Source organism: Dankookia sp. P2 (assembly GCF_050632255.1).
Lineage (GTDB): Bacteria > Pseudomonadota > Alphaproteobacteria > Acetobacterales > Acetobacteraceae > Paracraurococcus.
The window spans coordinates 2,099,111-2,123,726 of record NZ_CP192581.1 but is presented as its reverse complement, the minus strand read 5'-3'; the positions used below and the strand labels follow the sequence as shown (position 1 = coordinate 2,123,726).

At 71.5% G+C, this 24,616-nt stretch carries 23 protein-coding genes and 5 pseudogenes; 14 read left to right on the top strand and 14 right to left on the bottom strand.

Going from position 1 to position 24,616, the window contains the following annotated elements; translation table 11 throughout:
* Window positions 1-21: 21 nt before the first annotated feature.
* A pseudogene (acnA, locus tag ACQ86J_RS12600) lies at window positions 22-2,719 on the bottom strand (aconitate hydratase AcnA).
* Between the two features lie 117 nt (window positions 2,720-2,836).
* Between acnA and ccmA the strand changes: the two are divergent.
* The 3 genes from ccmA (at window position 2,837) to ACQ86J_RS12585 (ending at window position 5,220) form a co-directional block, all read left to right on the top strand.
* Window positions 2,837-3,439, top strand: coding sequence for a heme ABC exporter ATP-binding protein CcmA (gene ccmA / locus ACQ86J_RS12595; RefSeq protein WP_431271366.1), 603 nt, complete (start codon window positions 2,837-2,839; stop codon window positions 3,437-3,439).
* Window positions 3,440-3,474: 35 nt separating this feature from the next.
* The gene (gene ccmB / locus ACQ86J_RS12590; RefSeq protein ID WP_431272386.1) at window positions 3,475-4,149 is read left to right on the top strand and encodes a heme exporter protein CcmB; all 675 of its coding nucleotides are present in this window, start codon (window positions 3,475-3,477) and stop codon (window positions 4,147-4,149) included.
* Between the two features lie 198 nt (window positions 4,150-4,347).
* A complete protein-coding gene (locus tag ACQ86J_RS12585; protein WP_431271365.1) occupies window positions 4,348-5,220 on the top strand; it encodes a TauD/TfdA dioxygenase family protein in 873 nt (290 codons plus the stop codon).
* Window positions 5,221-5,375: 155 nt separating this feature from the next.
* Here the strand turns inward: ACQ86J_RS12585 and ACQ86J_RS12580 are convergent.
* The 7 genes and pseudogenes from ACQ86J_RS12580 to ACQ86J_RS12550 all read right to left on the bottom strand — a co-directional run bounded on the left by ACQ86J_RS12580 (window position 5,376) and on the right by ACQ86J_RS12550 (window position 12,467).
* Window positions 5,376-6,505: pseudogene (locus ACQ86J_RS12580) on the bottom strand (serine hydrolase domain-containing protein).
* A gap of 23 nt (window positions 6,506-6,528) precedes the next feature.
* Window positions 6,529-7,545, bottom strand: a complete 1,017-nt coding sequence (locus tag ACQ86J_RS12575; RefSeq protein WP_431271364.1) for an LLM class flavin-dependent oxidoreductase — start codon at window positions 7,543-7,545, stop codon at window positions 6,529-6,531.
* A 145-nt stretch (window positions 7,546-7,690) separates the two neighbouring features.
* Window positions 7,691-8,644 carry a Bug family tripartite tricarboxylate transporter substrate binding protein gene (locus tag ACQ86J_RS12570; protein WP_431271363.1) on the bottom strand — a complete coding sequence of 318 codons (954 nt, stop codon included), beginning with the start codon at window positions 8,642-8,644 and terminating at the stop codon, window positions 7,691-7,693.
* A gap of 1 nt (window position 8,645) precedes the next feature.
* Window positions 8,646-8,936, bottom strand: a pseudogene (locus tag ACQ86J_RS12565) (DUF934 domain-containing protein); the annotation flags it as partial.
* A 187-nt stretch (window positions 8,937-9,123) separates the two neighbouring features.
* A pseudogene (locus ACQ86J_RS12560) lies at window positions 9,124-10,834 on the bottom strand (nitrite/sulfite reductase).
* Window positions 10,835-10,852: 18 nt separating this feature from the next.
* A complete protein-coding gene (locus ACQ86J_RS12555) occupies window positions 10,853-11,179 on the bottom strand; it encodes a DUF2849 domain-containing protein (RefSeq protein WP_431271362.1) in 327 nt (108 codons plus the stop codon).
* An 862-nt stretch (window positions 11,180-12,041) separates the two neighbouring features.
* Window positions 12,042-12,467: a hypothetical protein gene (locus ACQ86J_RS12550; RefSeq protein WP_431271361.1), complete on the bottom strand. Its 426-nt coding sequence runs from the start codon at window positions 12,465-12,467 to the stop codon at window positions 12,042-12,044.
* A gap of 29 nt (window positions 12,468-12,496) precedes the next feature.
* Here ACQ86J_RS12550 and ACQ86J_RS12545 point away from each other — a divergent pair, with 29 nt between their 5' ends.
* Together ACQ86J_RS12545 and ACQ86J_RS12540 are read left to right on the top strand one after the other, a co-directional pair.
* Window positions 12,497-12,619 carry a CarD family transcriptional regulator gene (locus tag ACQ86J_RS12545; RefSeq protein ID WP_431271360.1) on the top strand — a complete coding sequence of 41 codons (123 nt, stop codon included), beginning with the start codon at window positions 12,497-12,499 and terminating at the stop codon, window positions 12,617-12,619.
* Window positions 12,570-12,983: a CarD family transcriptional regulator gene (locus ACQ86J_RS12540; protein WP_431271359.1), complete on the top strand. Its 414-nt coding sequence runs from the start codon at window positions 12,570-12,572 to the stop codon at window positions 12,981-12,983. Before ACQ86J_RS12545 ends, ACQ86J_RS12540 begins: the two co-directional genes overlap by 50 nt.
* A 60-nt stretch (window positions 12,984-13,043) precedes the next feature.
* Here the strand turns inward: ACQ86J_RS12540 and ACQ86J_RS12535 are convergent, their stop codons facing one another.
* The gene (locus tag ACQ86J_RS12535; RefSeq protein ID WP_431271358.1) at window positions 13,044-14,243 is read right to left on the bottom strand and encodes an MFS transporter; all 1,200 of its coding nucleotides are present in this window, start codon (window positions 14,241-14,243) and stop codon (window positions 13,044-13,046) included.
* A 154-nt stretch (window positions 14,244-14,397) separates the two neighbouring features.
* Between ACQ86J_RS12535 and ACQ86J_RS12530 the strand changes: the two genes are divergently transcribed.
* Window positions 14,398-14,832, top strand: coding sequence for a DUF6481 family protein (locus tag ACQ86J_RS12530; protein ID WP_431271357.1), 435 nt, complete (start codon window positions 14,398-14,400; stop codon window positions 14,830-14,832).
* Between the two features lie 108 nt (window positions 14,833-14,940).
* Here ACQ86J_RS12530 and ACQ86J_RS12525 read toward each other — a convergent pair whose 3' ends face one another.
* The 5 genes from ACQ86J_RS12525 to ACQ86J_RS12505 all read right to left on the bottom strand — a co-directional run bounded on the left by ACQ86J_RS12525 (window position 14,941) and on the right by ACQ86J_RS12505 (window position 17,471).
* Window positions 14,941-15,270, bottom strand: a complete 330-nt coding sequence (locus ACQ86J_RS12525; RefSeq protein WP_431271356.1) for a hypothetical protein — start codon at window positions 15,268-15,270, stop codon at window positions 14,941-14,943.
* Between the two features lie 25 nt (window positions 15,271-15,295).
* Window positions 15,296-15,487 (bottom strand): hypothetical protein, encoded by a 192-nt coding sequence (locus tag ACQ86J_RS12520; protein ID WP_431271355.1) that lies wholly within the window; start codon window positions 15,485-15,487, stop codon window positions 15,296-15,298.
* A gap of 246 nt (window positions 15,488-15,733) precedes the next feature.
* Window positions 15,734-16,162, bottom strand: a complete 429-nt coding sequence (locus ACQ86J_RS12515; RefSeq protein WP_431271354.1) for a YbaN family protein — start codon at window positions 16,160-16,162, stop codon at window positions 15,734-15,736.
* Between the two features lie 23 nt (window positions 16,163-16,185).
* Window positions 16,186-16,875, bottom strand: a complete 690-nt coding sequence (locus ACQ86J_RS12510) for a DJ-1/PfpI family protein (protein WP_431271353.1) — start codon at window positions 16,873-16,875, stop codon at window positions 16,186-16,188.
* Window positions 16,872-17,471 (bottom strand): HPP family protein, encoded by a 600-nt coding sequence (locus tag ACQ86J_RS12505; protein WP_431271352.1) that lies wholly within the window; start codon window positions 17,469-17,471, stop codon window positions 16,872-16,874. The genes ACQ86J_RS12510 and ACQ86J_RS12505 overlap by 4 nt, the downstream gene beginning before the upstream one ends.
* A 186-nt stretch (window positions 17,472-17,657) precedes the next feature.
* Here ACQ86J_RS12505 and ACQ86J_RS12500 point away from each other — a divergent pair, with 186 nt between their 5' ends.
* The 8 genes and pseudogenes from ACQ86J_RS12500 to ACQ86J_RS12465 all read left to right on the top strand — a co-directional run bounded on the left by ACQ86J_RS12500 (window position 17,658) and on the right by ACQ86J_RS12465 (window position 24,477).
* On the top strand, window positions 17,658-17,909 hold the full coding sequence (locus ACQ86J_RS12500; RefSeq protein WP_431271351.1) for a hypothetical protein: 252 nt from the start codon (window positions 17,658-17,660) through the stop codon (window positions 17,907-17,909).
* Window positions 17,897-18,367: a hypothetical protein gene (locus ACQ86J_RS12495; RefSeq protein ID WP_431271350.1), complete on the top strand. Its 471-nt coding sequence runs from the start codon at window positions 17,897-17,899 to the stop codon at window positions 18,365-18,367. Before ACQ86J_RS12500 ends, ACQ86J_RS12495 begins: the two co-directional genes overlap by 13 nt.
* A 12-nt stretch (window positions 18,368-18,379) precedes the next feature.
* Window positions 18,380-19,453: a hypothetical protein gene (locus ACQ86J_RS12490; protein WP_431271349.1), complete on the top strand. Its 1,074-nt coding sequence runs from the start codon at window positions 18,380-18,382 to the stop codon at window positions 19,451-19,453.
* Window positions 19,450-21,174, top strand: a complete 1,725-nt coding sequence (locus tag ACQ86J_RS12485; RefSeq protein ID WP_431271348.1) for a Dyp-type peroxidase — start codon at window positions 19,450-19,452, stop codon at window positions 21,172-21,174. The genes ACQ86J_RS12490 and ACQ86J_RS12485 overlap by 4 nt, the downstream gene beginning before the upstream one ends.
* Window positions 21,175-21,200: 26 nt before the next feature.
* Window positions 21,201-22,466 (top strand): hypothetical protein, encoded by a 1,266-nt coding sequence (locus tag ACQ86J_RS12480; protein WP_431271347.1) that lies wholly within the window; start codon window positions 21,201-21,203, stop codon window positions 22,464-22,466.
* Between the two features lie 118 nt (window positions 22,467-22,584).
* A pseudogene (locus ACQ86J_RS12475) lies at window positions 22,585-22,839 on the top strand (winged helix-turn-helix transcriptional regulator); the annotation flags it as partial.
* A gap of 250 nt (window positions 22,840-23,089) precedes the next feature.
* Window positions 23,090-24,337 carry an MATE family efflux transporter gene (locus ACQ86J_RS12470; protein ID WP_431271346.1) on the top strand — a complete coding sequence of 416 codons (1,248 nt, stop codon included), beginning with the start codon at window positions 23,090-23,092 and terminating at the stop codon, window positions 24,335-24,337.
* A complete protein-coding gene (locus ACQ86J_RS12465; protein WP_431272827.1) occupies window positions 24,310-24,477 on the top strand; it encodes a hypothetical protein in 168 nt (55 codons plus the stop codon). The genes ACQ86J_RS12470 and ACQ86J_RS12465 overlap by 28 nt, the downstream gene beginning before the upstream one ends.
* Window positions 24,478-24,616: the final 139 nt, after the last annotated feature.

The window sequence follows — 24,616 nt, the reverse complement described above, 5'->3', positions numbered from 1 at the left end:
TCCGTCCGGTCAGGCGCCGCCTTAGGCCGCCTTGGCCATCCCGCGCAGCACGTAGTGCAGGATGCCGCCGTTCTTGTAGTACTCGACCTCGTCGGCCGTATCGATCCGGCTCATCACCTGGGTCTTGTCCACCGTGCCGTCGGCGCGGCGGATGACCAGCTCCAGGGTCTGGCGCGGCTTGAGGTCCTCGAGGCCGAGGATGTCGATCTGCTCGTCGCCGCGGATGTTCAGCGACTTGCGGTCCTGGCCGTTCATGAAGACCAGCGGCAGGACGCCCATGCCGACCAGGTTCGAGCGGTGGATGCGCTCGAAGCTCTCGGCGATGACGGCCTTCACGCCGAGCAGGAAGGTGCCTTTGGCCGCCCAGTCGCGCGAGGAGCCGGTGCCGTATTCCTTGCCGCCGAAGACCACCAGCGGCACGCCCTCGGCCTTGTACTTCATGGCGACGGTGTAGATCGGCGCCACCTCGCCCGAGGGGTAGTGCTTGGAGACGCCGCCCTCGGTGCCGGGGACCATCTCGTTCTTGATGCGGATATTGGCGAAGGTGCCGCGCATCATGACTTCATGGTTGCCGCGGCGGGCGCCGTAGCTGTTGAAGTCGTTCTGCCGGACCTGGTGTTCCAGCAGGTATTCGCCGGCCGGGCTGGTCTTGCGGATGTTGCCGGCCGGGGAGATGTGGTCCGTGGTGATGCTGTCGGCGAAGCTCGGCCAGGATGCGGGCGCCGTGCACCGACTGGACCGGCTTCACCTCGGCGGTCATGCCCTCGAAATAGGGCGGGTTCTGCACGTAGGTAGAACCCGAGTTCCAGCGGTAGGTGTCGCTGTCCGCATCGACGCGGATCGCCTGCCACTGCTGTGGGCCCTTGAAGACGTCGCCGTACTTCTCGAGGAATTGCTTGCGGGTGACGCAGGCCTCGACCGTGTCGTTGACCTCCTTCTGCGTCGGCCAGATGTCCTTCAGGTAGACCGGCTGGCCGTCCGCGCCGTTGCCGATCGGCTCCTTCGTCAGGTCCTTGGTCACCGTGCCGGCCAGCGCATAGGCGACCACCAGCGGCGGCGAAGCCAGGTAGTTGGCGCGGACATTGGCGTGGACGCGGCCCTCGAAGTTGCGGTTGCCGGACAGCACGCCGGCGACCACCAGCTTCTCGTTCTCGATGGCGTCGACGATCGCGTCCGGCAGCGGGCCGGAGTTGCCGATGCAGGTGGTGCAGCCATAGCCGACGGTCTGGAAGCCCATCGCGTCGAGATCGGCCTGCAGGCCCGAGGCCTCGTAGTATTCGGTGACCACCTGGCTGCCGGGGGCGAGCGAGGTCTTCACCCAGGGCTTCGGCTTCAGCCCCTTGGCCCGCGCCTTCCGGGCCACCAGGCCGGCGGCGAGCATGACATAGGGGTTCGAGGTGTTGGTGCACGACGTGATCGCGGCGATCACCACGTCACCGTGCCCGAGGTCGTAATCTGCGCCCTCGATCGCCACGCGCTTGTTCGCCTGGTCGCCCGGGACGCCCATGGTGCCGGCGGCGAGGTCCTTGGCGAAGGAGGCGGCGGCGCTGGCCAGCGCCACCCGGTCCTGCGGCCGCTTCGGCCCGGCCATCGACGGCTCGACCGTGCCCATGTCGAGCTCGAGCGTGTCGGTGAAGACCGGGTCGGGCGCGCTGCTGTCGCGCCACATGCCCTGGGCCTTGGCGTACTCCTCGACCAGCTTCACCCGGTGCTCGTCGCGGCCCGAGAGGCGCAGGTAGCCGATGGTCATGGCGTCCACCGGGAAGAAGCCGCAGGTCGCGCCGTATTCCGGGGCCATGTTGCCGATCGTCGCGCGGTCGGCCAGCGGCAGGTCGTCGAGGCCGGCGCCGAAGAACTCGACGAACTTGCCGACCACGCCCTTCTTGCGCAGCATCTGGGTGACCGTCAGCACCAGGTCGGTGGCGGTGACGCCCTCGCGCAGCTTGCCGGTCAGCTTGAAGCCGATGACGTCGGGGATCAGCATGGCGATCGGCTGGCCGAGCATGGCCGCCTCCGCCTCGATGCCGCCGACGCCCCAGCCGAGCACGCCGAGGCCGTTCACCATCGTCGTGTGGCTGTCGGTGCCGTAGCAGTTGTCGGGGTAGACGACGGTGTCGCCGGTGTCGGTCGCGGTCCAGACCACCTGCGCCAGGTATTCGAGGTTCACCTGGTGGCAGATGCCGGTGCCGGGCGGGACGACGCGGAAATTGTCGAAGGCCGATTGGCCCCAGCGGAGGAATTCGTAGCGCTCGCCGTTCCGCTCGAATTCGATGTCGACGTTCTGCTGCAATGCCGAGGCGGTGCCGGAGACATCGACCATGACGGAGTGGTCGATGACCAGGTCGACCGGCAGCAGCGGGTTCACCTTGCGCGGGTCGCCGCCGAGCTTGATGATGCCGTCGCGCATGGCGGCGAGGTCGACGACCGCGGGGACGCCGGTGAAGTCCTGCAGCAGGATGCGGGCCGGGCGGAAGGGGACCTCCTTCTCGGAATGGCCGGAGGGCAGCCAGCCCGCGACCGACTTCGCGTCCTCCACCGTGTAGCTGCTGCCGTTCTCGAAGCGCAGCACGTTTTCGAGCAGCACCTTGAGGCTATAGGGCAGGCGGCTGACGTCGCCGATGCTCTTGGCTGCCTCGGGCAGGCTGAAGTAATGGTAGGTCTTGCCGTCCACCGTCAGGGTACGGCGGGTCTTCAGGCTGTCCTGCCCGATCATCCGCATGATCCGGAACCTTCTCCGTTCGTCGCGCGCCGTTGCGGCGCACCACTCGGGCGGGTTTAAGCATGATGCCGCGGGATGGTCCACGGGGCGCGCAATTCCAAGGGGCTAGGTCGGATAATGCTGGAGGCGCGGGACCTCGCCTGCCTGAGGGGCGAGAGGGTGGTCTTCGCCGGCCTGTCCTTCCGGCTCGAGCCGGGCGGCGCCCTGCTGCTGGTCGGTGCCAATGGTGCGGGGAAGTCGACCCTGCTGCGGCTGCTGGCCGGGCTGCTGCGGCCGGAGGCCGGCGCGCTGCTCTGGGACGGCCGGGATGCCCTGGCCGACCGCGCGGCGCATGCGGCGCGGCTGCGCTACCTCTCGCACCAGGATGCGCTGAAGCCGGCGCTGACTGCGCGGGAGAACCTGCATTTCTTCGCGCGGCTCTGGGGCGGGGAGGTGGCGGCGGCGCTCGCCGCGCTCGACCTGCTGCCCCTGGCGGAGCTGCCGGCGCGGGTCCTGTCCTCCGGCCAGAAGCGGCGGCTGGCGCTGGCCCGGCTGGCATTGTCCGATCCCGCCCATCCCGCCCCGCTCTGGCTGCTGGACGAGCCGACGGTCGGGCTCGACGCCGCCTCGGTCGAGCGGCTGGGGCGGCTGCTGGCGCGGCACCGCGCGGCGGGCGGGATGGTGCTGGCGGCGACGCACCTGCCGCTGCCCCTGCCGGGCGCTGGGGAACTGCGGCTGTGACGGCACTCGATCCCGTCGCCCTCGCGGCGCGCGGCGTGAACCGGTCGTCCCTGGCGCCCTGGGCCGCGCTGCTGGCGCGCGAGCTCCGCCTCGCCCTCCGCCACCCCGCCGATACGCTGGCGGCGGTGCTGTTCTTCGTCCTGGTCGCCGCGCTGTTTCCCTTCGGCGTCGGGCCGGCGCCGGAGACGCTGGCGCGGCTGGCCCCCGGGGCGCTGCTGGCGGCCGCGCTGCTGGCCGCCCTGCTGCCGCTCGACCGGCTGTTCGGCGCGGATGCCGAGGACGGCACGCTCGACCAGCTGCTGCTCTCGGGCCTCGCCCCCGCCGCGATCGCGCTCGCCAAGGCCGCGGCGCATTGGCTGACCACGGGGCTGCCGCTGCTGCTGGCCACGCCGATCGCGGCCGCCATGCTGAACCTGCCGGTCGAGGCCTGGGGCGCGGCGATGGCGGCGCTCGGGCTGGCGGCGGGGTTCCTCTCGCTGCTCGGGACCGCGGGCGCGGCGCTGACCCTCGGCGCCCGGCGCGGCGGGGTGCTGCTGCCGCTGCTGGTGCTGCCGCTGGCGATCCCGGCGGTGATCTTCGGCGCGGCGGGGATCGAGGCATCGGCGGCCGGGCTGGATGCGCGGCCCTACCTGCTGCTGCTTGGGGCGCTGCTGGCCGCCGCCCTGCCGCTGGCGCCGCTGGCTGCCGGCGCGGCGCTGCGGGTCGAATAGGCTTGGTGAGAAAACCGAAGGGATGATCGTCTGATGCTGCCCGAAGCCCTGCAATGGATCAGCGAGCACCGCACGGGGATGGTGATCCTGGTCGGCGTCATGGTCCTGACGATGCTCGCGCGACGCCGCTGACACCCCCTTGGCCACGGCCGGGCGGCCGGCGCATGCTTCCCGGAAACTCCGGAGGGAAAGCGACCCATGCCCGAAGCCACGCCCCAAGCCACGCCCCTGCACCCGCTGTTTGCCGCCCGGGTCACCGGGATCGACCTGCGCCGCGGCGTGACGGCGGAGCAGGCCGCCTGGCTGCGCGCGGCGCTCGACCGCCATGCCGTGCTGGTGCTGCCCGGCCAGGACATCGACGACGCGCAGCAGGTCGCCTTCTCCGAGGCCTTCGGGCCGCTGGAGGCGACGCGGCCCGGCGCCCGCGGCGCCGGCAGCCCGCTGATCGTGCTCAGCAACATGGATGCCGAGGGGCGGATCGCCCCGCCCAGCGACCGGCAGGTGCTGAACAACCTGGCGAACCGCCACTGGCACCACGACAGCAGCTTCAAGCCGGTCCCGGCCCGCGCCTCGGCGCTCTCGGCCCGCGCCATCCCGGCGCGCGGCGGGGAGACCGAGTTCGCCGGCATGCGCGCGGCCTGGGCGGCGCTGCCGGAGGCGCTGCGGGCGCAGGTGCGCGGCCGCGTGGCGGTGCACGACTTCGGCTGGTCGCGCAGCCGCATCGCGCCCGAGCTGGTGAGCGAGGCGGAGCGCACCCAGCACCCGCCGGTGCGCCAGGCGATGCTGCTCGAGGAGAATCCGCATGGGCCGGCGCTCTATCTCGGCGCGCATGCCCGCAGCGTGGAGGGGCTGGACGAGGCCGCGGGGCGGGCCTTGATCGAGGCGCTGATGGCGCATGCGACGCAGCCGGCATTCGTCTACCGGCACGCCTGGGCGCCGCAGGACATCGTCGTCTGGGACAACCGCGCGGTGCTGCACCGCGCGACCCCCTTCGACAGCACGACGGAGCGGCGGCTGATGGTGCGGACCACGATCGCCGGCGAGCGGCCGACGCTGGCGGCGGCGGCTTAGAAGGCCGGGGAGAAGGTATTCTCCCGTTGGACGCGGTGCGTCCAACCCCCTCATCTATTTTTGGGAGTCTGGCACCCGCCGCGCGGCGGCAGCCGACCCATACAAGGGAAGGGTGGGGTTTGGGGAGGGAATGCCTGTTTCCCTCCCCAACCTTCTCACCCCGGCAGGATGGCGGCATGCGCCAGGTTGGACAGCACGTCCATCCGCTGATTGTGGAAGATCTCGGTCTGTCGGCAGTTCGAGAAAAAGGCGAAGCTGACGCCGCTGGTCGGGTCCGCCCAGCAATAGAAGCTGCCCACGCCGCCATGCCCGAAGGTGCGGGGATGGGCGATGGCGCCGAGGCCGCGCGCCACCGGGAACTCGCCCCGCGAATGCGGCCCGATGCCGCGGTTCATCGGCAGGCCCATGTATTCGTCGATGCGGTCGCCGGTGAAGTTGCGCGTCACGAATTCGATCATCCGCGGCGAGAGCACGCGGGTGCCGTTCAGCGCGCCCCCTTGGGCCAGCATCTGGTAGAAGGCCGCCATGCCGCGCGCGCTGCCATAGCCGCCGCCGCCGGGGATGCCGGCCTGCTGGTGCAGCGGGTGGTTCTCGCCGTCGCGCGCGGGAAGCGGCCCTCGGCCGGCGGGTCGTAGATGAAGGCGGCGCGGGCCTGCTGCGCCTCCGGCAGGCCGACGAAGATCTCGTCCGCCAGGCCGAGCGGGGCGATGACGCGGTCGCGGATGAAATGCCGGAAATCCTGGCCGGTGATCGCCTCGATCAGCACCGCCGCGGTCCAGTGCGCCGAGGCGGGGTGGTAGCGGACCTTGCTGCCGGGCGTCCATTCCAGGGTGAAGTTGCAGACCGTGCGGCGCAGCAGCGCGTGGTCCTGCATGTGCTCCGGCGGCACGACGGCCGAGGGAAAGCCGCCCTGATGCGTCAGCAGCTGCAGCACGGTGACCTCACCCTTGCCGTTGGCGGCGAATTCCGGGACGTGCTGGGCGATGGTGTCGTGGAAGCGGAGCAGCCCGTCCTCCACCAGCATCCAGACCGCGGCGGCGGTGACCACCTTGGTGTTGGAATACATCAGAAAAAGGCTGCGCGCATCGGCCGCCACGTCGGGTGCGACGCGGGCCTTCCCGAAGCTGCGGAACAGCGCCAGCTTGCCGTGCCGGGCGACCGCGACCTGCGCGCCGGGATGGTGGCCTTCCGCCACGTGGCGCTCGATGGTGGCGCAGAGCCGCTCGAGCGGGCGGGGGTCGAGGCCGAGGGCCTCCGGATTGGATTCAGTTAGCGGAAAGCTCATTGGATCGTTCTCCCTTGGTTGCTTCATGCGGCCGCACGGTGTTCCTCGGCCAGCGCCGGCATGACCTCGCGCGCGAAGAGCGTGGCGGAGCGCAGCATCTCGGCATGGGTCTGGTCGCCGAAGGCGAAGCGGCTGACGACATAGTTCACGCCCGTCGCCGCCACCTGGGCCCGCAGCGCGTCGCGGACCTGCGCCGGCGTTCCGGCGAAAGCGAGGCCGGCCGCCTCGGCATCGGCGAAATCCTCGCTCATCACCGCATTGACCGGCGCTGCGCCGTGCTTGCGCCAGAGCTTGAGGAAGCTGATGGCATGAACCCGCCAGGCGCGCCGCGCGACCGCCTGCGCCTCCTCCGCCGTCTCGGCGATGACCATGGCGCGCGACAGGCCGATGCAGGGCAGCGGCTCCGGCCGGGTCCATTCGCCGCGGAAGCGGGCGACGATGTCGGCGATGCGTTGCGTCGGGCCGTTGCAGACCGTGGCGAAGCCGCCCTGCGCGGCGCGGGCGGCGTGCTCGACCGTGGCGCTCGGCATCCAGAGCGGCGGGTGCGGGCGCTGCTTCGGCCGCAGCACGATGGGCACGTCGCGGCACTGCCAGTAGCGACCCTCGAAGCTCACCTCCTCCTGCGTCAGGGCGCGCAGCAGCAGGTCGAGACCCTCGCGCAGCATCGCCGGACTCTCGGCCGCGTCGACGCCGTGGTAGCCGAGCTCGAAGGGCGAGACGCCGCGGCCGATGCCGAGCTCGAAGCGGCCGTGGCTGAGGTGGTCGAGCAGGCAGACCTCCTCGGCGACCTGCAGGGGATGCCGCAGCGGCAGGATGTAGACCAGGGGCCCGAGCCGGATCCGCGTGGTACGCTGCGCGACCGCGCTCAGCCAGGCGCCGGTCGTGGGCGTCGTCGAGAGCGGCGTCGCATGGTGCTCGCTCACATGATATCGATCGAAGCCGGCCTGGTCGTAGAAGGCGGCGAGAGCCAGGCGGGATTCGTAATGCGCGCCGAGATCGGCCGCGCCGAGGTCGTTCTGGTCGAAGATGCCGAACTGCATGCCTGGCTCCTCCCGCCATTCCAGGGGAGCCTAGCAGGTGACTTTTCGGGGGCCAGGAAGCCGGCTACCGCCGCGAGGCGGGTACCGGACTCGGAAAAATAGACGAGGCGGACTGGGGGAGAATACCTTCTCCCCCGGCCTTGCCTTAGTCCGGCTGGATCCGCGCCCGCCGCACCACCTCGGCCCAGCGCCCGGCATCGGCCAGGATAACCTTGCCCAGTGCCTCGGGCGGCGCCGTGACGGGCTCGAGGCCCAGCGCCGCGACGCGCTCCGCGACATCCGGCTTCGCCAGCACGCCGACCAGCGCCGCGTTGACCCGCGCCAGGATCGCAGAATCGGTGCCGGCCGGGGCGACGATGCCGTGCCAGCCCACGGCCGTCGCGCCGGGCAGCCCGGCCTCGGTGAGCGTCGGCACCTCGGGCAGCGCCCGGGTGCGCTCGCCGGAGGAGACGAAGAGGCCGCGCAGCCTGCCGACCTTCACATGGTCGGTCACCGCGCCGATATTGATCAGCACGCCCTGCAGGGTCCCGCCCAGCAAGTCGTTTACCGCCAGCGCGCCGCCCTTGTAGGGCGCATGGGTCCAGCGGATCTCGGCGGCGCCCTGGATCTGCTCGCCCAGCAGGTGCGCCAGGCTGCCATTGCCCGGCGTGCCGACCGCGACCGGCTGGCGCCGGGCGAGGCCGACGAATTCCTCGAAGCTGCGGGCCGGGCTGTCGGCGCGCACCACCAGGATTTGCGGCACCCGCACGCCCTGCGCCACCGGGGCGAAGCCGGTCACGTCGAAGCCGAGCTTCGGGAAGAGCGTCTTGTTGATCGACAGGCTGTCGGACCCCGCCAGCAGCGTATAGCCGTCCGGCTTCTGCCGGGAGACATGCTCGTAGCCGATATTGCTGCCGGCGCCGGGCATGTTCTCGACCAGCACGCTCTGGCCGAGCGCATCGGTCAGGTGCCTGGCGAAGAGCCGGGCGACGATGTCCTGGCTGCCGCCGGGCGCCACTGGCACGACGTAGCGGATCGAGCGCTCAGCCGGCCAGGCCTCGGCGAAGGCCGGACGCGTGAGGACCGCGGCGCCGAGCGCCAGCAGGGAACGGCGGTGCATCTCAAACCCTTTCCAGCCGCCGGCGGCGCAGGCCGAGCGGTGCGCCGGCATCGCGGGCCGGCTGGTAGGCGATGTCGACCACATCGGCCGAGCGGATCCAGACCGCCGAATCAGCATCCTCGAGGAGCTGCACGGTGCTGACGCCGCAGCGGAGCAGCATCCGGTAGTGGTCGGGCAGCACATGACCGGTGGCGCGGATCTCGCCCTGGAAGCCGAAATGCTCGCGCAGCGCCCGGGCCTGGGTGAAGGCGCGGCCGTCCTTCGACTTCGGCAGCGTCAACGCGATCAGCGACAGCCGCGGCAGCAGGTCGGCGATCGCCTCCGGCTGCGTCGCCGGGTCGAGCGCCAAGCCGAGCGGCGCGTTGCGGCCCTCGAGCGGCTCGGCGCGCAGCCGGGCGAAAGACAGGATCGCCGGCGCGTCCGGCAGCGGCGTGTCCTCGGCGACCGTCACCCAGTCGTCGGCGACGATGCGGCCATCCTCAAGCAACGGCATAGAGCGCCTCCTTGAACGGCGCGAGGCCGATGCGGCGATAGGTGTCGACGAAGCGCTCGCCAGCGGCGCGCCGCGCGACATAGATGCGGAGGATGGTCTCCACCGCATCGGTGACAGCATCGTAGGGAAGCCCGGCCCGACCAGCTCGCCGATCGCCGCATCGTTGGTCGCCGAGCCGCCGAGAGTGATCTGGTAGCTCTCGGCGCCGCGCTTATCGACGCCGAGGATGCCGATATGACCGACATGGTGGTGGCCGCATGCATTGATGCAGCCGGAGATGTTGATGAAGCACTCGCCGATGTCGAGCTGCCGGTCGAGGCTGGCGAAGCGCTCGGAGATCATCTGCGCGACCGGGATGCTGCGGGCGGTGGCCAGGGAGCAGTAGTCCATCCCCGGGCAGGCGATGATGTCGCTGACCAGGCCGATATTTGGCGTCGCGAGCCCGACCGCGCGCAGGCCCTCCCAGACCGCCAGCAGGTCTTCCTGCCGCACATGCGGCAGCACCAGGTTCTGCACGTGGGTCACGCGGATCTCGCCGAAGGAATGCCGCTCGGCGAGCGCGGCCACCGCCTCCATCTGCTCGGCCGAGGCATCGCCCGGGATGCCGCCGATCGGCTTCAGCGAGATGGTGACCGAGGCATAGCCCGGCGCCTTGTGGGCGCGGACGCTCTGCTTCGCCCAGGCGGCGAAAGCGGCGTTTCCGTCGAGCGCCTGGACGTAGGTTGCGGGATTGTCCGGCAGCGCGGCGAAGGGCGGCGGGGCGAAATGCGCCGCGATCTCCGCGACGATCTCCGGGTCCAGCCGGTACTTCTCCTTCGGCAGGCGGGCGAACTCGGCCTCGACCCGCGCGCGGTATTCCTCGCCCAGGTCGCGCACCAGGATCTTGATGCGGGCCTTGTGGATGTTCTCCCGCTGTCCCAGCGCGTTGTAGACGCGGATGACGGCTTCCAGGTAGGCGAGGAGCTCGTCCTCCGGCACCCAGTCACGCAGCTTGGTCGCCAGGATCGGGGTGCGGCCGAGGCCGCCCCGACCCAGACCTCGAAGCCGATCGCGCCGTCCGCGTTGCGCTTCGCCTGGAGGCCTACATCGTGGATCTGGATCGCCGCGCGATCCTGCGCCGCACCGGTGATGGCGACCTTGAACTTGCGCGGCAGCCAGGTGGATTCCGGATGCAGCGTCGACCATTGCCGGATGATCTCGGCGTAGATGCGCGGGTCCACCACCTCGTCCGGCGCGGCGCCGGCATATTCGTCGATGGTGGTGTTGCGGATGCAATTGCCGCTGGTCTGGATGGAGTGCATGTCGACCTCCGCCAGGGCGCGGAGCATGTCGGGCACGTCTTCCAGCTTCGTCCAGTTGAACTGGATGTTGGTGCGGGTGGTGAAGTGGCCGAAGCCGCGGTCCCAGCGGCGCGCGATCATCGCCAACTGGCGGAGCTGCGTCGCATTCAGCAGGCCATAGGGGATGGCGATCCGGTGCATGTAGGCATGCAGCTGGAGGTAGAGGCCGTTCATCAGCCGCAACGGCTTGAACTCGTCCTCCGTCAGCGCCCCGGCTAGCCGGCGCTCGATCTGGCCGCTGAACTCGGCGATGCGCTCGGCCAGGAATTCCCGGTCGACCTCGTCATAGCGATAGGTCCGCGCATGCGGCGGATAGGCGGGGGCGGGCAGGGCGGTGGGGCCGACATAGGCATTCATCGGGCGGGGTCCCGGATCTCAGGAGGCGAGGCGATAGGCGGGCGGCTCGGCATCGACCGAGGGGCCCTGGGCGCGCAGCCGCTCGCGGAACTTCACCGGCACGGGCTGGCCGGCCTGCAGCGTGACCTCGACGCCATAGGCGCCGACCACCTGCTGTACGCGCTCCGCCGCCTGGGCCAGGGCCTGGCCGGAGGCGGCCTCGGCAGGCTGGAAGACCCGGGCCTCGGCGACCGTCTCGACCCAGGCGGTGCCTTCGCCCAGCCAGACGACGCGGCCGTCGCGCAGGCGGTTGGCGGTGAAGACCTGGGGCGCGGTGGCGGGCTTCGCCTTCGCCGGGTTGCTCATCGGCTTGATTTCCTCGCGGGCGGAGTTTGAAGGGGTAGGTCTGCACGACCGATGTCGGCGTTACCGGATATTTAACGACAAAAAACGGTATATTCAAGCGTATCCACGTCGATAATGCCTGGCGTCCCTCGTGTGGCTGTTGGTCTTGGTCGTTGTATGGGACTCGGCCGCGATCCTGCCGCGTAGAACGTCCCTGTGAGGAAAATCGCCCGGGCGGACCGGTGCTGCCCAGGGCCGGCGTCGCCCGGCGGCGCTTCCCCTACGCAGTCAGCGTCGACGCCGCCACAAAAACCACGAAATTAAAGCGTGAAAACCACGTTCGGCCGGCCGCGCCGACCCGATCGTACGGCTACGCACATTCGAGGGAGGCGCGGCGGCTCGGGTCTCCAGCAGGGCGCCGGGCCGGCCGGGATAATGACTCCCGCTGGAAGGAATGCTATGGTTTCAACCCGATGGCCAAGCCGGCCGCCGGTGGAAGCATATGCGGAACTTCGGCATGGGTCGCGACCCCGACAGGTGCTCCTTCGAAGGGCTGTCCAGCCACCGATTCCTGGGGGGCTGCGGGATGTGCTGGCCGTTCGGTTCGGACCTGCCGCAGGAGATTTGTCCGGCATGAAGGCACAGGCCAGCGGCAAGGGGGGCGTGGCGCCCCGGCGAAGCCGCCCGCCAAGGCAGCGCGCCCGGCTGCCAAGCCGAAGCAGGTGGCGGAAGCGCGTCGTACCGCCGCGGCCAAGCCGGCGAAGCCGCCGGCCGCGAAGGTCGCCGCCAAGCCCGCGGCGAAGCCGGTCGCCAAGGCCGCCGTGAAGCCGGCTGCGAAGCCCGTTGCCGCCACCAAGCCGGTGGCCGCGCCGCCCAAGCCCGTTCAGGCCGCCGCGCCGAAGCCAGTCGCCAAATCCGCCATGTCGCCCGCGCCGAAGCCAGCCGCGGCGAAGCCCGCGACGGCGAAGCAGGCCGCCCCTGCGACAGCGGCCAAGCTCCAACCGCCCAAGATCCAGGCCGCGTCCCCGTCGCCGGTGGCACCGGCGCCGAAGCCTGCCCTCCCGGCCGCGAAGCCCGCGGCGAAGCCGGCCATGGCGGCGCCGCCGCCAAAGGCCGCCGCCAGCCGCACCGCCGAGGCGGGCCGCGCCGCCCCCGCCATGACAAGCCCAGATTCGCCACCCCCGGCCCCGCCGGTGGCGGCGAAGCCCGCTCCCCCGGCATGGCCGAGGCGCAGGCATCCGCCCCTCTCCCCGCCCCCGTGCCGCCCGTCCATGCCCATGGCATGCCGGCCCGGCGCGACGGGCCCCATTCACCCCTCCGAGACAGCCGTCGAAACACGTGGAATTCAAGACCGGCGACCATGTCGTCTACCCGACCCATGGGGTCGGGACCGTTCAGGGCATCAGAATCGATGTCCGCCGCGGGTCACACCCTTCAGGTCATCGTCGTCACCTTCGATGAGAACCGGATGACGCTGCGCGTCCCGGTCGGGAAGGCATCCTCTTCTGGCCTCCGCAAGCTCGCCTCGGAGGAGGCGATGAAGGAAGCCCTGGACACGCTCAAGGGCCGGGCGCGCATCAAGCGCACCATGTGGTCCCGTCGCGCCCAGGAATACGAGGCCAAGATCAACTCCGGCGACCCGGTGGCGATCGCCGAGGTTGTTCGCGACCTGCACCGCAATGCCGGGCAGCCGGACCAGTCCTTCTCCGAACGCCAGATCTACGAGCAGGCGATGGACCGCCTGGCCGCCGAGCTCGCCGCCATCGACCGCACCGACAAGGCGGGCGCCACGGAAAAGCTGCTGCAGCACCTCAAGGCGGCCTGAGCTCTCAACCCCAACGGCGCAGCGGCTGGCCCCGGGCAACCGGGCCGGCCGTTCGCAATCCTATCGCCGGCCCAACCTGATGCTCAGCGCCAGGATCCCGGCCGCCGCCAGCGCGAAGGCCGCCGGCGCGCCGAAGCCGCCGATCGCCAGCCCGACCAGCACCGGGCCGAAGGATTGCCCGCCGAAGAAGTGGAAGGCGTGCAGCGCCACGGCCGAGCCGCGCGCCTCCGGCGCCACCTCGGTCACCCGCGTCTGAATGGAGTTGTGGATCATGTAGAAGCCGGTGCCGAGCAGCAGCCCGGCAGCGATGAACAGCGCCGCAACCGGCGCGAAGGCGAAGCCCAGCAGCGCCGCCGCGGCCAGCCCGCCGCCGAGCCGCACCATGCGGGACTGGCCTATGTGCGCCAGCAGCGGCCGCGCCATCGCCGCATAGACGAAGCCGCCCGCGCCGAAGGCGGCGACCGCCAACCCGGCCTCGAGGCTCGCCCCGCCGCCGCTGCCCAGGCCCCGTGCCTGCAGCACGGGCGCCAGATAGGGGAAGGTGCCGAAGACGAAGATGCCTTCGAGAAAGACCGCGAGATAGAGGATGCGCGCCGCCGGCATACCGAGGATCATCCGGTAGCGCCCGAGCGCCTTGACCGGCTCGAACCGCCGGCGCGGCTCGGGTGGGCCGCCGAAGGGGATGAGGAAGAGCAGCCCCGCCGCCAGCAGCGCGACGCCGCCGCACAACCCCAGCACCCCGCGCCAGCCCATGATCGGGGCCAGCACGCCTGCCAGCGCGCCGCCGGCGATCTGCCCGGCGATGGCGAAGACCACCACACGGCTGAGCGCCACCTGGCGGTCCTGGATCGGCACTGCATCGGCGACCGTTGCGAGGGTCAGCGGCATGATGCCGCCGGCGGCGATGCCGGTCAGCGCCCGCAGCAGGGTCAGCGTGCCGAGGCCGGGCGAGAGCGGCGCGAGCAAGGCGAAGAAGGAGAGCAGCAGCAGGGCCGCGCGGATGATCCGCCGCTTGCCCAGCGCATCGCCCACCGGTCCGAGGATCGGCTGGATCAGTGCGAAGGGGACCGCGAAGGCGGTGGCCAGCAGTGCCACCCGGTCGGTCGACACCGCGAATTCCGCGGCGATGGTCGGCACGAAGGGGTCCGTCGCGCGCACGCTGAGCGCCCCGGCGAAGGAGGCGAGGCCGAGCAGCAGGATGAGGCGCCGGGTCGATCCGGGCGCGGCGCCCGACGGTGCGCCGGGATCGTGGGAGGGCATCGGCCCGATATGCGCCGCGCTGCAGCATCCGGCAACCAAGCCTGGGCCGGCCCGACCCTTGCGGTGTCCGCGGACCGGCCCCGAGGCATCGGCATGGCTGGCCCGCTTCGGAACGGGGTAGCCGCGCGGGGCCTTCCTGCTTTAAAAGGCCGCCATGAATGCTCGCAAGTACGACAATTTCAACGACCGCCTGAGCACCCAGGCGAAGGCCAAGCAGTCCCTGCTCGAACGCTTCAAGGCCCGCCCCGGGCTGGACGACCCGCGGGTCCAGGAAAAGCTGGCCCAGCAGAAGGCAATCGCCGAGGCGCGCGACGCCCGTATCGCCGAGCGGAAGGCCGCGCGGGAAGCCGAGGCTGCCCGCCTGGCCGCCGAGGCCAAGGCCCGCGCCGAGGCGGAGGCCGCCGAGGCCCGCGCCAAGGCCGCCCGCGAGGCCGAGGAGGCGGCGAATGCTGCCCGCAGCGAGGCCGAGCAGCGCGAGCGCGCGATCCAGCTCGATGCCGAGAAGAAGGCTCGCGCCCTGGCCCTGGCGGCCGAGCAGAAAGCGGCGCGCGACGCCCGCTACGCGGCGCGCAAGGCGCGCCAGCGCTGAGCGGCAGCGGCCCCGCTTCCGCGCGGCTGCAAGGCGGGACCGAGCACGGTGCCCGCGCCGGTCTGCCAGGTCAGGACCGGGTTTGCGGCCGGTGGGGGGCGAGCCGGGCTAGCGCCGCTTCGGCCCGCCGCCCATGCCGGCGAATACCCTGGCATCCAGGTTCTCCCGCATCAGCATGGTGAAGCCCGGGATCGTATCCAGCCCGAGGCCGCGCGGCAGCCCGGTCGCCTCGTCGGCCTCTACCTTGGCATAGGCCGCGCCGGAGACCTTCTCCCACTTTCCCGCGGGCTTCTTCACCTCGATGTTCACGACCGTCGCCTTGAGGTCCATCCGGACGATGGCCTCGTTCGGACGCGACGGCTTGGTCAGGCAGGGCATGCCGCCGATCATCTGCCAGCCATTGGCCAGGGCCCAGGCCTTCAACTCATCGGCGGTCATGGCGTCCCTCCCCGCGCAGGGCGGCTCAGCGCCGCGCCTTGCCCTTCTGGATCTCGCGCTCGATGGCGCTGCGCTCGCTGGCGCCGGACCGGCGGATAATCTCCCGGATGATGGCCGGGGTCACGCGGTGGCGCTTGGCGAGATAGGCGACCTCCTCCTCCATCTGGGCGGGGTCGATCGGCTGTGCGGTATCGGCTTTCGCCGGACTTTGTGCCACGGGAATATGTCCTGTCGGTATTGCCCCCGGCGCGGCCGGGGCGATGCGTCGCGCCGCGGTCGGGCGACCGCGGCGTCCTCTGGTCCAATATGCGCCTTATGTGGGAAGCCTGCCCCGGCTTTGCCCATCATCCTGCCGTGGCGCCGCCCGCGCCCGGCGCAAGGGTGATGCCCGCTGGCCTTATGGCTGGCGATCTTGCTGCGCCCTGGCCTGCGCCGGGCGGCAGCCTGGCCCTCCATCCGGCGCTCAGGAGCCTCCGGGTGCAGAATGCGACGGACGCGTCAGAATGTACACCGCCACGGCAGCCATGCAGGCCCCGGCGATGGCGGAGGCGAGCAGGTCGCGGAAGACCGCGGTGACCATCAGCCAGCCCAGCGCCATCCCGCCCAGCGCTGCCCGCTTGGCCCGGGGGCCGATGCTGCCGTGGTCCTCCCAATGCCGCAGCGTGGCGCCGAAGCGGGGATGCGCCCGCATCCGGGCGCGCAATTGCGGGTTGGCGCGGCCGAAGGCCCAGGCGGCGACGATCAGGAAGACCGTGGTCGGCATCACCGGCAACACCGCGCCGATGGCGGCCAGCACCAGGCACAGATAGCCGAGGCCGAGCAGCAGGATCCGGTTCGGCCCGCGGGCGGCGGGGACGGGGTCAGGCGGCCCCGCCCGCGCCCCGGCCGGCAAATCGGGGGGCGGCTCGGCCAGGGTCAGGCCGCCAGCCGGGCGGCGACGCGAGCCACCAGCGCCTCGCGCTCCGCCCGCATCCCGGCGCCGCGCGCCTGCGCCGCCGCCAACACGGCGGCGGGGGCCGAGGCCGGGTCGCCCGCCGCGAAGGGCGGCGCCGGGGCATACTCGACCTGCAGCTGGATTGCCTGGGCTGCCGCCGGACCGGCGATCTCGGCAACGATGGTCAGGGCGAAGTCGATCCCCGCGGTGACGCCGCCGCCGGTGACAAGGTTGCCGTCCCGCACCACCCGCGCCTGCACCGGCACGGCACCGAGCGGGGCGAGGAAGTCGTGGCTGGCCCAATGCGTGGTGGCACGGCGGCCGCGCAACAGCCCGGCCGCGCCCAGCACCAGCGCGCCGGTGCAGACCGAGGTGACCCATTGCGCCCCGGGCGCCTGGGCGCGGAGGAAATCGAGCACCTCGGCATCCTCCATCAGCGGGGTGACGCCGGGGCCGCCGGGGATGCAGATCAGGTCAAGCTGCGGGCAATCCGCCATGGCGGTATCGGCCAGCATGGTCAGACCGGTATCCGAGCGCACCGGCCCGGCCTGCTTCCAGATGCACCGCATCGTGGCGCCGGGCAGCCGCGACAGCACCTCGAAGGGCCCGGTGAAGTCGAGCTGGGTGAGCCGCGGGAAGAGCAGGAAGCCGATGGTCAGAGGCTGGGTCATGCGCGCTTTCCGCCTGGAGTTGCCGGGGAGTTTCGCACGGCCCGGCGCCGTGGCGAAGTCTCGCGGAAGCGTGGCCAGGGGCCGGCGCCCCAGGGCCGGTCCAGGTTGTTGACCAGGTAGGCGATGCCGAACAACATGGCGAGGCCGGGCAGCAGCGGCGCCAGCAGGAAGCCTGGCCCGGCCTGCTCGGCGAAGACGACCAGCGGGTTGGCGCCGGCCGGGGAATGGATGGTCCGGGTCGCCGCCATGGCGGTCAGCGCGGCGCCGACCGCGGCGGCGCCCCAGAGTTCGATCGGCCCGCCGACCGTCACGTAGCCGAGCCGGAAGCCCAACCCGACCAGCGTCGCCAGCACATGCCCGCCGAGGAAGCTGCGCGGCTGCGCCATCACCCCGCGCGCCATGCCGAAGAGGATGACGCAGGAGCCGCCGAAGGAGGGCAGCAGCCAGGGATGATCGGTCCACCGCAGCAGCGCGACGCAGCCGAGCAGTGCCAGCGTGGTGCCGAGGAAGCCGGCCAGCAGGCGCTGCGGCGCCGGGCGGCGGCGCCTGGGGCGGGGTCTCGGCGGGGGCGGCGGATCGATGGTGGTAGGCAGCATGCTGCCCGATGGTGCGCCGGCGCCACGCCAGCCGCCATCCCCCGGTGATCTTCTCTCTGCGGTTGACGCGCGGTACGGTGCTGTGCGCCGGCGCACCAAGATCCCATTCATTGTTCTTGTATCCGAATTTCCGCGGATGCACGGTTCGGTCCTCGAAGAACGCCCGGCACGGGCGCGGAGGGCTCGATGTCGAACATCGCCGGCAAGGCCTATGCGATGAACGTGCTGACGCCGATCAGGCCCGGCCTCCTGACCTGGCTGACGCAGCTGATCTTCTGGATCTCGCATTCGGCGCCGAGCCAACTGGCCGGGCTGCTGGGGCTGAAGTCTATCCACTTCGCCCGCTGGGTGGTGATCCCCGGGCGGCCTGGCCGCATGTCAGCCCCGACCAGCCGAAGCTGGCCGCCGCGCTGCAGAACGACTACATGCTGTTCCTGAGCAACTTCAACGGCACCTGGGACCAGTACATCGACGCCTTCGCCGACGGCATCCCGACCGGGCTCGATTTCCTCTGGTACACCAGCACGAAGTACCCGCACTCGATCCCGATCGCCGCCTTCAAGGACTACATCGCGGCCAATCAGATCCAGACCAACTACTACTACAACGCGACGCCGGGCGCGGCGCAGCGCGACATCGTCCAGGCGCTGCAGCTGCGCGACGCGCTGGTCGCGCTGGCCGCCGACCACGCGGTGGCCGATCCCGCCGCCTTCGCGGCGAAATACAACCAGATGCTCGCCGACCGGCAGAAGGCCTTCGGCGCCCATGGCATCGCGCCCTCCGCCTCGCCCGCGACCGAGCGCGCGGAGGCGGCGCGCCGCCGCTACTTCGACCGGCGCCAATGGCTGCCCGGCGCGTCGCCCCCCGATCAGTCACCCCAACAGGCCATCGGTTGAGGAGGCGGCAGCATGCCCAACTACGATGGCGGCCACTACTTCCTGACCATGCTCGCGCCGGTGCGGCTCGGCACCACCGCGGGGTCGCAGCGCTTCTCCTGGCGGCAGACGCTGCTCGACACCCTGGCGATGCTGCCGGATTCCCAGGTGGGCGTGACCACCCGGGAGGACGAGGCAGAGAGCCCCTTCACCCGCAACACCATGACGCACCTGGCGCGCTTCGTGCTGATCGACGCGCCGCCCTACAATGGCCGCGTCTCCGGCGACACGCTGCTGGCCAAGCTGCGCCGGCTGGACCCGACGGTGCACCAGCCGGTCGATGCGCTGGCCACGCCCTACCTGCTGTTCGCCGCGGATTTCGACGCGGCGGACGGCACGGACGCCTCCCTCCGCGCCTTCACCGACACGCTCTGGGCAACGATGCGGCCGGAGCTGACGCGCATCTTCGCCTGCTGCTACGGCTTCGACGCCGCCACGGTCACCACGGCCGAGGATTTCTTCCGCTACGTGAAGGCCTGCCAGGTCGAGACCACATTCCCCTTCAATGACTACTGGCGGCCGGCCGACCTGGCGCGGATGCCGGCCGACCTGGCGCTGCCGACCAAGGCGCTGGGCGCGATCGGCGGCTATGCCAAGCCGATCGCCGCGGCGCTCGGGGTCTGGGCGCTGTGCTTCCTCTACGCCGCGCTTGGCCGTGACAGCCCGGCGCATGACGCGGCCGCGTGGGTCGCGCGCTGGGGCGGGCTGGTGGTGCTGCTCGTGCTGCTCGGCATCGGCGGCTATGTCCTCTGGCTCTACAACGCCTTCAAGGCGCGGGCGAAGCGGCCCTTCCCGCGCGGCGCGCAGCTGCCGGACGTGCTGAAGTCGCTCTACCTGCAGCAGCGCTTCGTGGAATTCGTCATCGAGAACCAGGGCCGCGACCCAGCCGCGCTGCATGCCGCCTTCGGCCGCTTCCTGCGCGACCACGCGCCGGCCAGCGAAGCGGCGCCGACCCAGCCGCCGGGCGTCATCCGCAGCGAGGCCAAGCCCGCCGCAGCGGCCGTCGCGCGCCCCGCGCCGGCCAGCACCGAGGGGGCCGTGGCATGAGCACGCTCGACCTGCACGACATCCAGGGCAACATCCACCGCCCCTATGGCCGCTATGGCTTCCCCTATGCCCGCTACTTCCTGTTCCACGTCAACCGGCGTCGGGACGACCCGCGGCGCTGGGACAGCGAGATCGCCCGCTGGCTGGTGGACCAGATCCGCCCCGCCGTCACCACCGCCGAGCCCTGGCGCAACGCCGCCACGCCGGCGGGCGCGCCGGTGCGCGACAAGCCGGCGGTGACGCTGAACATCGCTTTCACCTGGGCCGGGCTGAACGCGCTGGAGCTGCCGGTCTCGACGCTCAGGCTGATGCCGGACGAATTCATCCAGGGCATGGCCGGGCGCAACACCATCCTCGGCGACCTCGAGGCGAGCGCGCCGGAGAGCTGGGACACGGTCTGGCGCAACGCCAATATCGAGGACGAGAAGGCGATCCATGTCTGGGTCTCGCTGAACGCCCAGGCCGAGCCTTCGACCGGCCTGCCGGTGCCCGACCTCGAGGTCTGGACCCGCTGGCTGGTCGGCCTGACCGAGCATCCCTTCGCGCGCGGGCGGCTGACGCTGCTGCGCGGCCATGGCCGGCGGCCGGATGGCCGCGCGCCGGCGGAGGACCGCTGGCAGGATTCCGGCACCATCATGGCCAGGGGGCCGGACGGTGTGCTGGTGCCGACGCCGCGCGAGCCCTTCGGCTTCACGGACGGCATCTCCGACCCGGTCTTCACCGGCCAGGGTGTGCTGGAGGACGACCCGGCCGCGGCCCTCGGCTCGGGCAAGATCCGGTCCGGTCCCTTCGACGCGAAGACGAGTTGGGCGCCGCTCTCAGCCGGCGAGTTCCTGCTCGGCCAGGCCAGCGAGGGGCAGGAACTGCCGGTCGCCTCGGTGCCGGGCAATTTCATGCGCAACGGCACCTTCATGGCGCTGCGCAAGCTGCACCAGAACACGGCCGCCTTCGAGGCCGCGATGACCGCACATGCCGAGGCCTTCGGCCGCACCGCCGGCATCGCCGACCCGACCGAGGCGCGCGAGACGCTGATGGCGAAGATGGTCGGCCGCTGGCCCTCCGGCGTGCCGCTGGTGCTCGCCCCGACCAAGCAGGACGAGCGGGCGTTCATCGCGCCCTACCTGCCGGTGCTGGCGAAGGTCGCGGCACGGCTGCCGCTGGATGCGGCGGAGAGGGCGCGAGCGGCGGAGTTCGACCGCAAGCTGCGCGACTACCGCTACACCGAGGATCCAGACGGGGTGCGCTGCCCACTGGGGTCGCATGTGCGGCGGGTGAACCCGCGCGACATGCTCGACCCCGACCACAAGCTGGGCGAGGCCTCGACCCAGCTGACCAACCGCCGCCGCATCCTGCGCCGCGGTCTGCCCTATGGCGACGCCTCGCCGGCCGGCCTCGCGGACGACGGGGCGGAGCACGGCGTCTTCATCATGGCGCTCTGCAGCAGCCTGTTCCGGCAGTTCGAGTTCATCCAGCAGCAATGGCTGCATTACGGGCTCGACCTCGACAGCGGCAACGACGCCTGCCCGATCACCGGCAGGCGCGACCCGCACAATCCGCTGGCCAACAAATTCGTCGTGCAGTCGGACCCGCGGACCGGCCGCGCGCCCTACATCGCCGCCAACCTGCCCATGTTCGTCGAGACGCATGGCGGCGAGTACTTCTTCATCCCGAGCATCACCGCCTTGCGGATGATGGCCATGGGCTCCGTCGACCCGACCTGACCCCGAGCCGGAGGAGGGCAGCCCGCATGCCGGACGGGGTGAACGTGGCGGGCGCCGTCCAGGCGCCGGGCACCGGCCAGCGCATCCTTGGCTGGCTGAAGGGCCATATGGACCTGGTGTTCCGCATCGCGCGGACCCTCGCCCCCATCCTGGTGGTGCGCATCCGCGGCCGGACTTGGGCGCTGGTCACCCGCTACGACGACGTGCAGGAGGTACTGAGCCGGCCGAACGTCTTCGACGTCCCTTATGCGCCGAAGATCGCCACCATCATGGATGGCGACAACATCTTCCTCGGGATGCGGGACGAGGAGCGCTACACCCGCGACAAGACCAACATGCGGATGACCGCGCCGCGCGCGGAGGCGGTGGCCCGCGTCGGGCCGGAGACCGCACGGCTTGCCGCCGCGGTGATCGACCGCGCGCGCCCGGCCGGGCGCCTCGACCTGGCGATGGAGCTGACCCAGGACGTCACCACGCGGCTCTTCGGCAGCTATCTCGGCACGCCCGGGCGCAGCCTGCGGGGCTTTTCCGACCAGGCGCGCGGGCTGTTCGGCTACATGTTCGCCGACCTCTTCGACGATCCCGCGCGCAAGCTGGCGGCGGAGCCGCTGGCGGCCGCAATGCGCGGCTATGTCGAGGAGACGATCGCCGCGCGCAAGCTGGCGCGGGGCAAGCACGACGACGTCCTGGAGCGCTGCCTGGCCTTCCAGGAAATGGGGCTCCCCGGCTTCTCCGACCGGGAGATCCGCAACAACATGATCGGGCTGATCGTCGGCGCCCTGCCGCAGCCGCCGATGGTGATCCCGCAGCTCTTCGAGGTGCTGCTCGACCGGCCGCGGGAATTGGCCGCGGCGCAGGCGGCGGCGCTGGCCGGCGACGACGCCATGCTCGCGCGCCATGTCTTCGAGGCCTCGCGCTTCTATCCGCTGACGCCGGGCCTGTTCCGCAACTGCCTGGAGGATTACCGGCTGGCCGCCGGCACCTGGCGGGCGCGGACCATCCCGGCCGGCGCCTTCGTCATGGCCGCCACCCGGTCCGCCATGTTCGACGGGCGGAAGCTGCGCGACCCGCGGGCCTTCCGCACCGACCGGCCGGCGGAGGCCTACATGCACTTCGGCTACGGCATGCATGAATGCTTCGGCGTCTACATGAACCGGGTGATGATTCCGGAGATCTGCAAGGCAGTGCTGCGGCTGCCCGATCTGCGGCGCGCAGCCGGGCCGGCGGGGCGCCTCCGGATGGACGATGAGTTCGGCATCTTCCCCATGAACCTGACGATCGAGTTCGGCTGAGGCCGGGTGGGGTGGGACCGGCGTGTCCCTTCCCGCCCACGGGTCCATGAGCCGGCAGCGGGCTCCGCCCATGCCAAGTGACTTGCATGTTGATAGTGAATGCGCCTAGCCTGCCGCCATGCGCCGCACCAGCTTCGATTCCATGCCCTGCCCCATTGCCCGGTCCCTTGAACGCGTGGGGGAGTGGTGGAGCATCCTGATCCTGCGGGACGCCTTCGCCGGCCTGACCCGGTTCGAGGAATTCCAGGACAGCCTCGGCATCGCCCCCAACATGCTGACCCGCCGCCTGGCCGCCCTGGTCGAGGACGGGCTGCTCGAGCGCCGGCTCTATTCGGACCGCCCGCCGCGGCACGAATACGTGCTGACCGAGCGCGGCCGCGACTTCCGCCCGGTGCTGCTGGCGATGATGGCCTGGGGCAACCGGCACTTCGCCCCGGAAGGCGCCAGCGTGCAGCTCGTCGATGCCCGGACCGGCGCCCCGGCCGACCCGGTGCTGGTCGACCGCGCCACCGGCCGACCGATCATCGGCCCCGATTTCGTCGTCGCCCCCGGTCCCGCCGCGGGGAGGCGACGCGCCGCCGCCTCGCCCGGCGCGCCGCCCCCGATTCCACAAAGGACGCGTCATGACCGCCGTCACCGCCGCCGCGCCTGCGCCTGCCGCCGCCACCACGATGAACCCGCGCACGCGGCTGCTGCTGCACGGGCCGGTGCTCCCGACCCTGCTGCGCTTGGCCTGGCCGAACACCCTGGTCATGCTGGCCCAGGCCTCGGTCGGGCTGATCGAGACCTGGTGGGTCGGCCATCTCGGCACCGCGGCGCTGGCCGGCATGGCGCTGGTCTTCCCCGGCTTCATGATGATGCAGATGCTCTCGGGCGGGGCGATGGGCGGCGGCATCTCCTCGGCGATCGCCCGCGCCCTCGGCGCCGGTCGGCGCGACGACGCCGATGCGCTGGTGCTGCACGCGCTGGTCATCAACGGCCTGCTCGGCCTGCTCTTCTCCGGTCTGGTCATCGGCTTCGGCCCGGCGCTCTACCGGGCGCTGGGCGGGGAGGGCGCCTCGCTCGAGGCGGCGCTCGCCTATTCCGACGTGGTCTTCGCCGGCGCCGTGCTGGTCTGGCTCTACAACGCCTTCGCCAGCGTCCTCCGCGGCACCGGCAACATGATGCTGCCCTCGGTCGCCGTGGTGCTCGGCGTCGCGCTGCTGATCCCGCTCTCGCCGCTGCTGATCTTCGGCTATGGGCCGGTCCCGGCGCTCGGCGTCGCCGGCGCGGGCTGGGCGGTGGTGGTCACCTCGGCGTTGACCACCTCGCTGCTCGGCTGGGCGGTGATCTCCGGCCGCAGCATCGCCCGCTTTCGCCTCGCGCCGCTGCGGGCGGCGATGTTCGCCGACATCCTGAAGGTCGGCGCCGTCGCCTCGCTCTCCACCTTCCAGACCACGGCGACGGTGGCGCTGACCACCGCGCTGGTCGCCGCAGCCGGCGGGCCGGATGCGATCGCCGGCTACGGCACCGGCAACCGGCTCGAATACCTGCTGATCCCGTTGGTCTTCGGCCTTGGCGCGCCGCTGGTGGCCCTTGTCGGCACCAATATCGGCGCCGGGCAGGGGCAGCGGGCGCTGCGCATCGCGCTCACCGGCGGCGCCGTCGCCTTCCTGCTGACCGAGACGGTGGGGCTCGCCGCCGCCATCTGGCCGGAAGCCTGGCTCGGCCTCTTTGGCGACGATCCGGCGATGCTGGAGACGGGGCCGCCTATCTGCGGGTGGTCGGGCCGACCTATGGCTTCTTCGGGCTCGGCCTCTCGCTCTACTTCGCCTCGCAGGGCGCCGGGCGGCTGCTATGGCCGTTGCTGGCCGGGCTGCTGCGGCTGGTGATTGCGGTGGCCGGTGGCTACGCCGCGCTGGTGCTGACCGGCTCGCTCACCTGGGTCTTCGCCGCGCTGGCGGTGGCCCTGGTCGCCTATGGCACGCTGATCGTCGCCGTCATCGCCTCCGGCGCCTGGTTCCGCGGCTGACGCTTCCGCTTTCCCCCGGCGGGGCCGATGCCATAGCCTCTCCCCCGGGCAGGCGGTGCGGCAGACACCACCGCCCAAGGGGAGGCGACATCATGGCTGATCTGAACCGCAGGACCCTGTTGCAGGCGGCGGCCCTGCC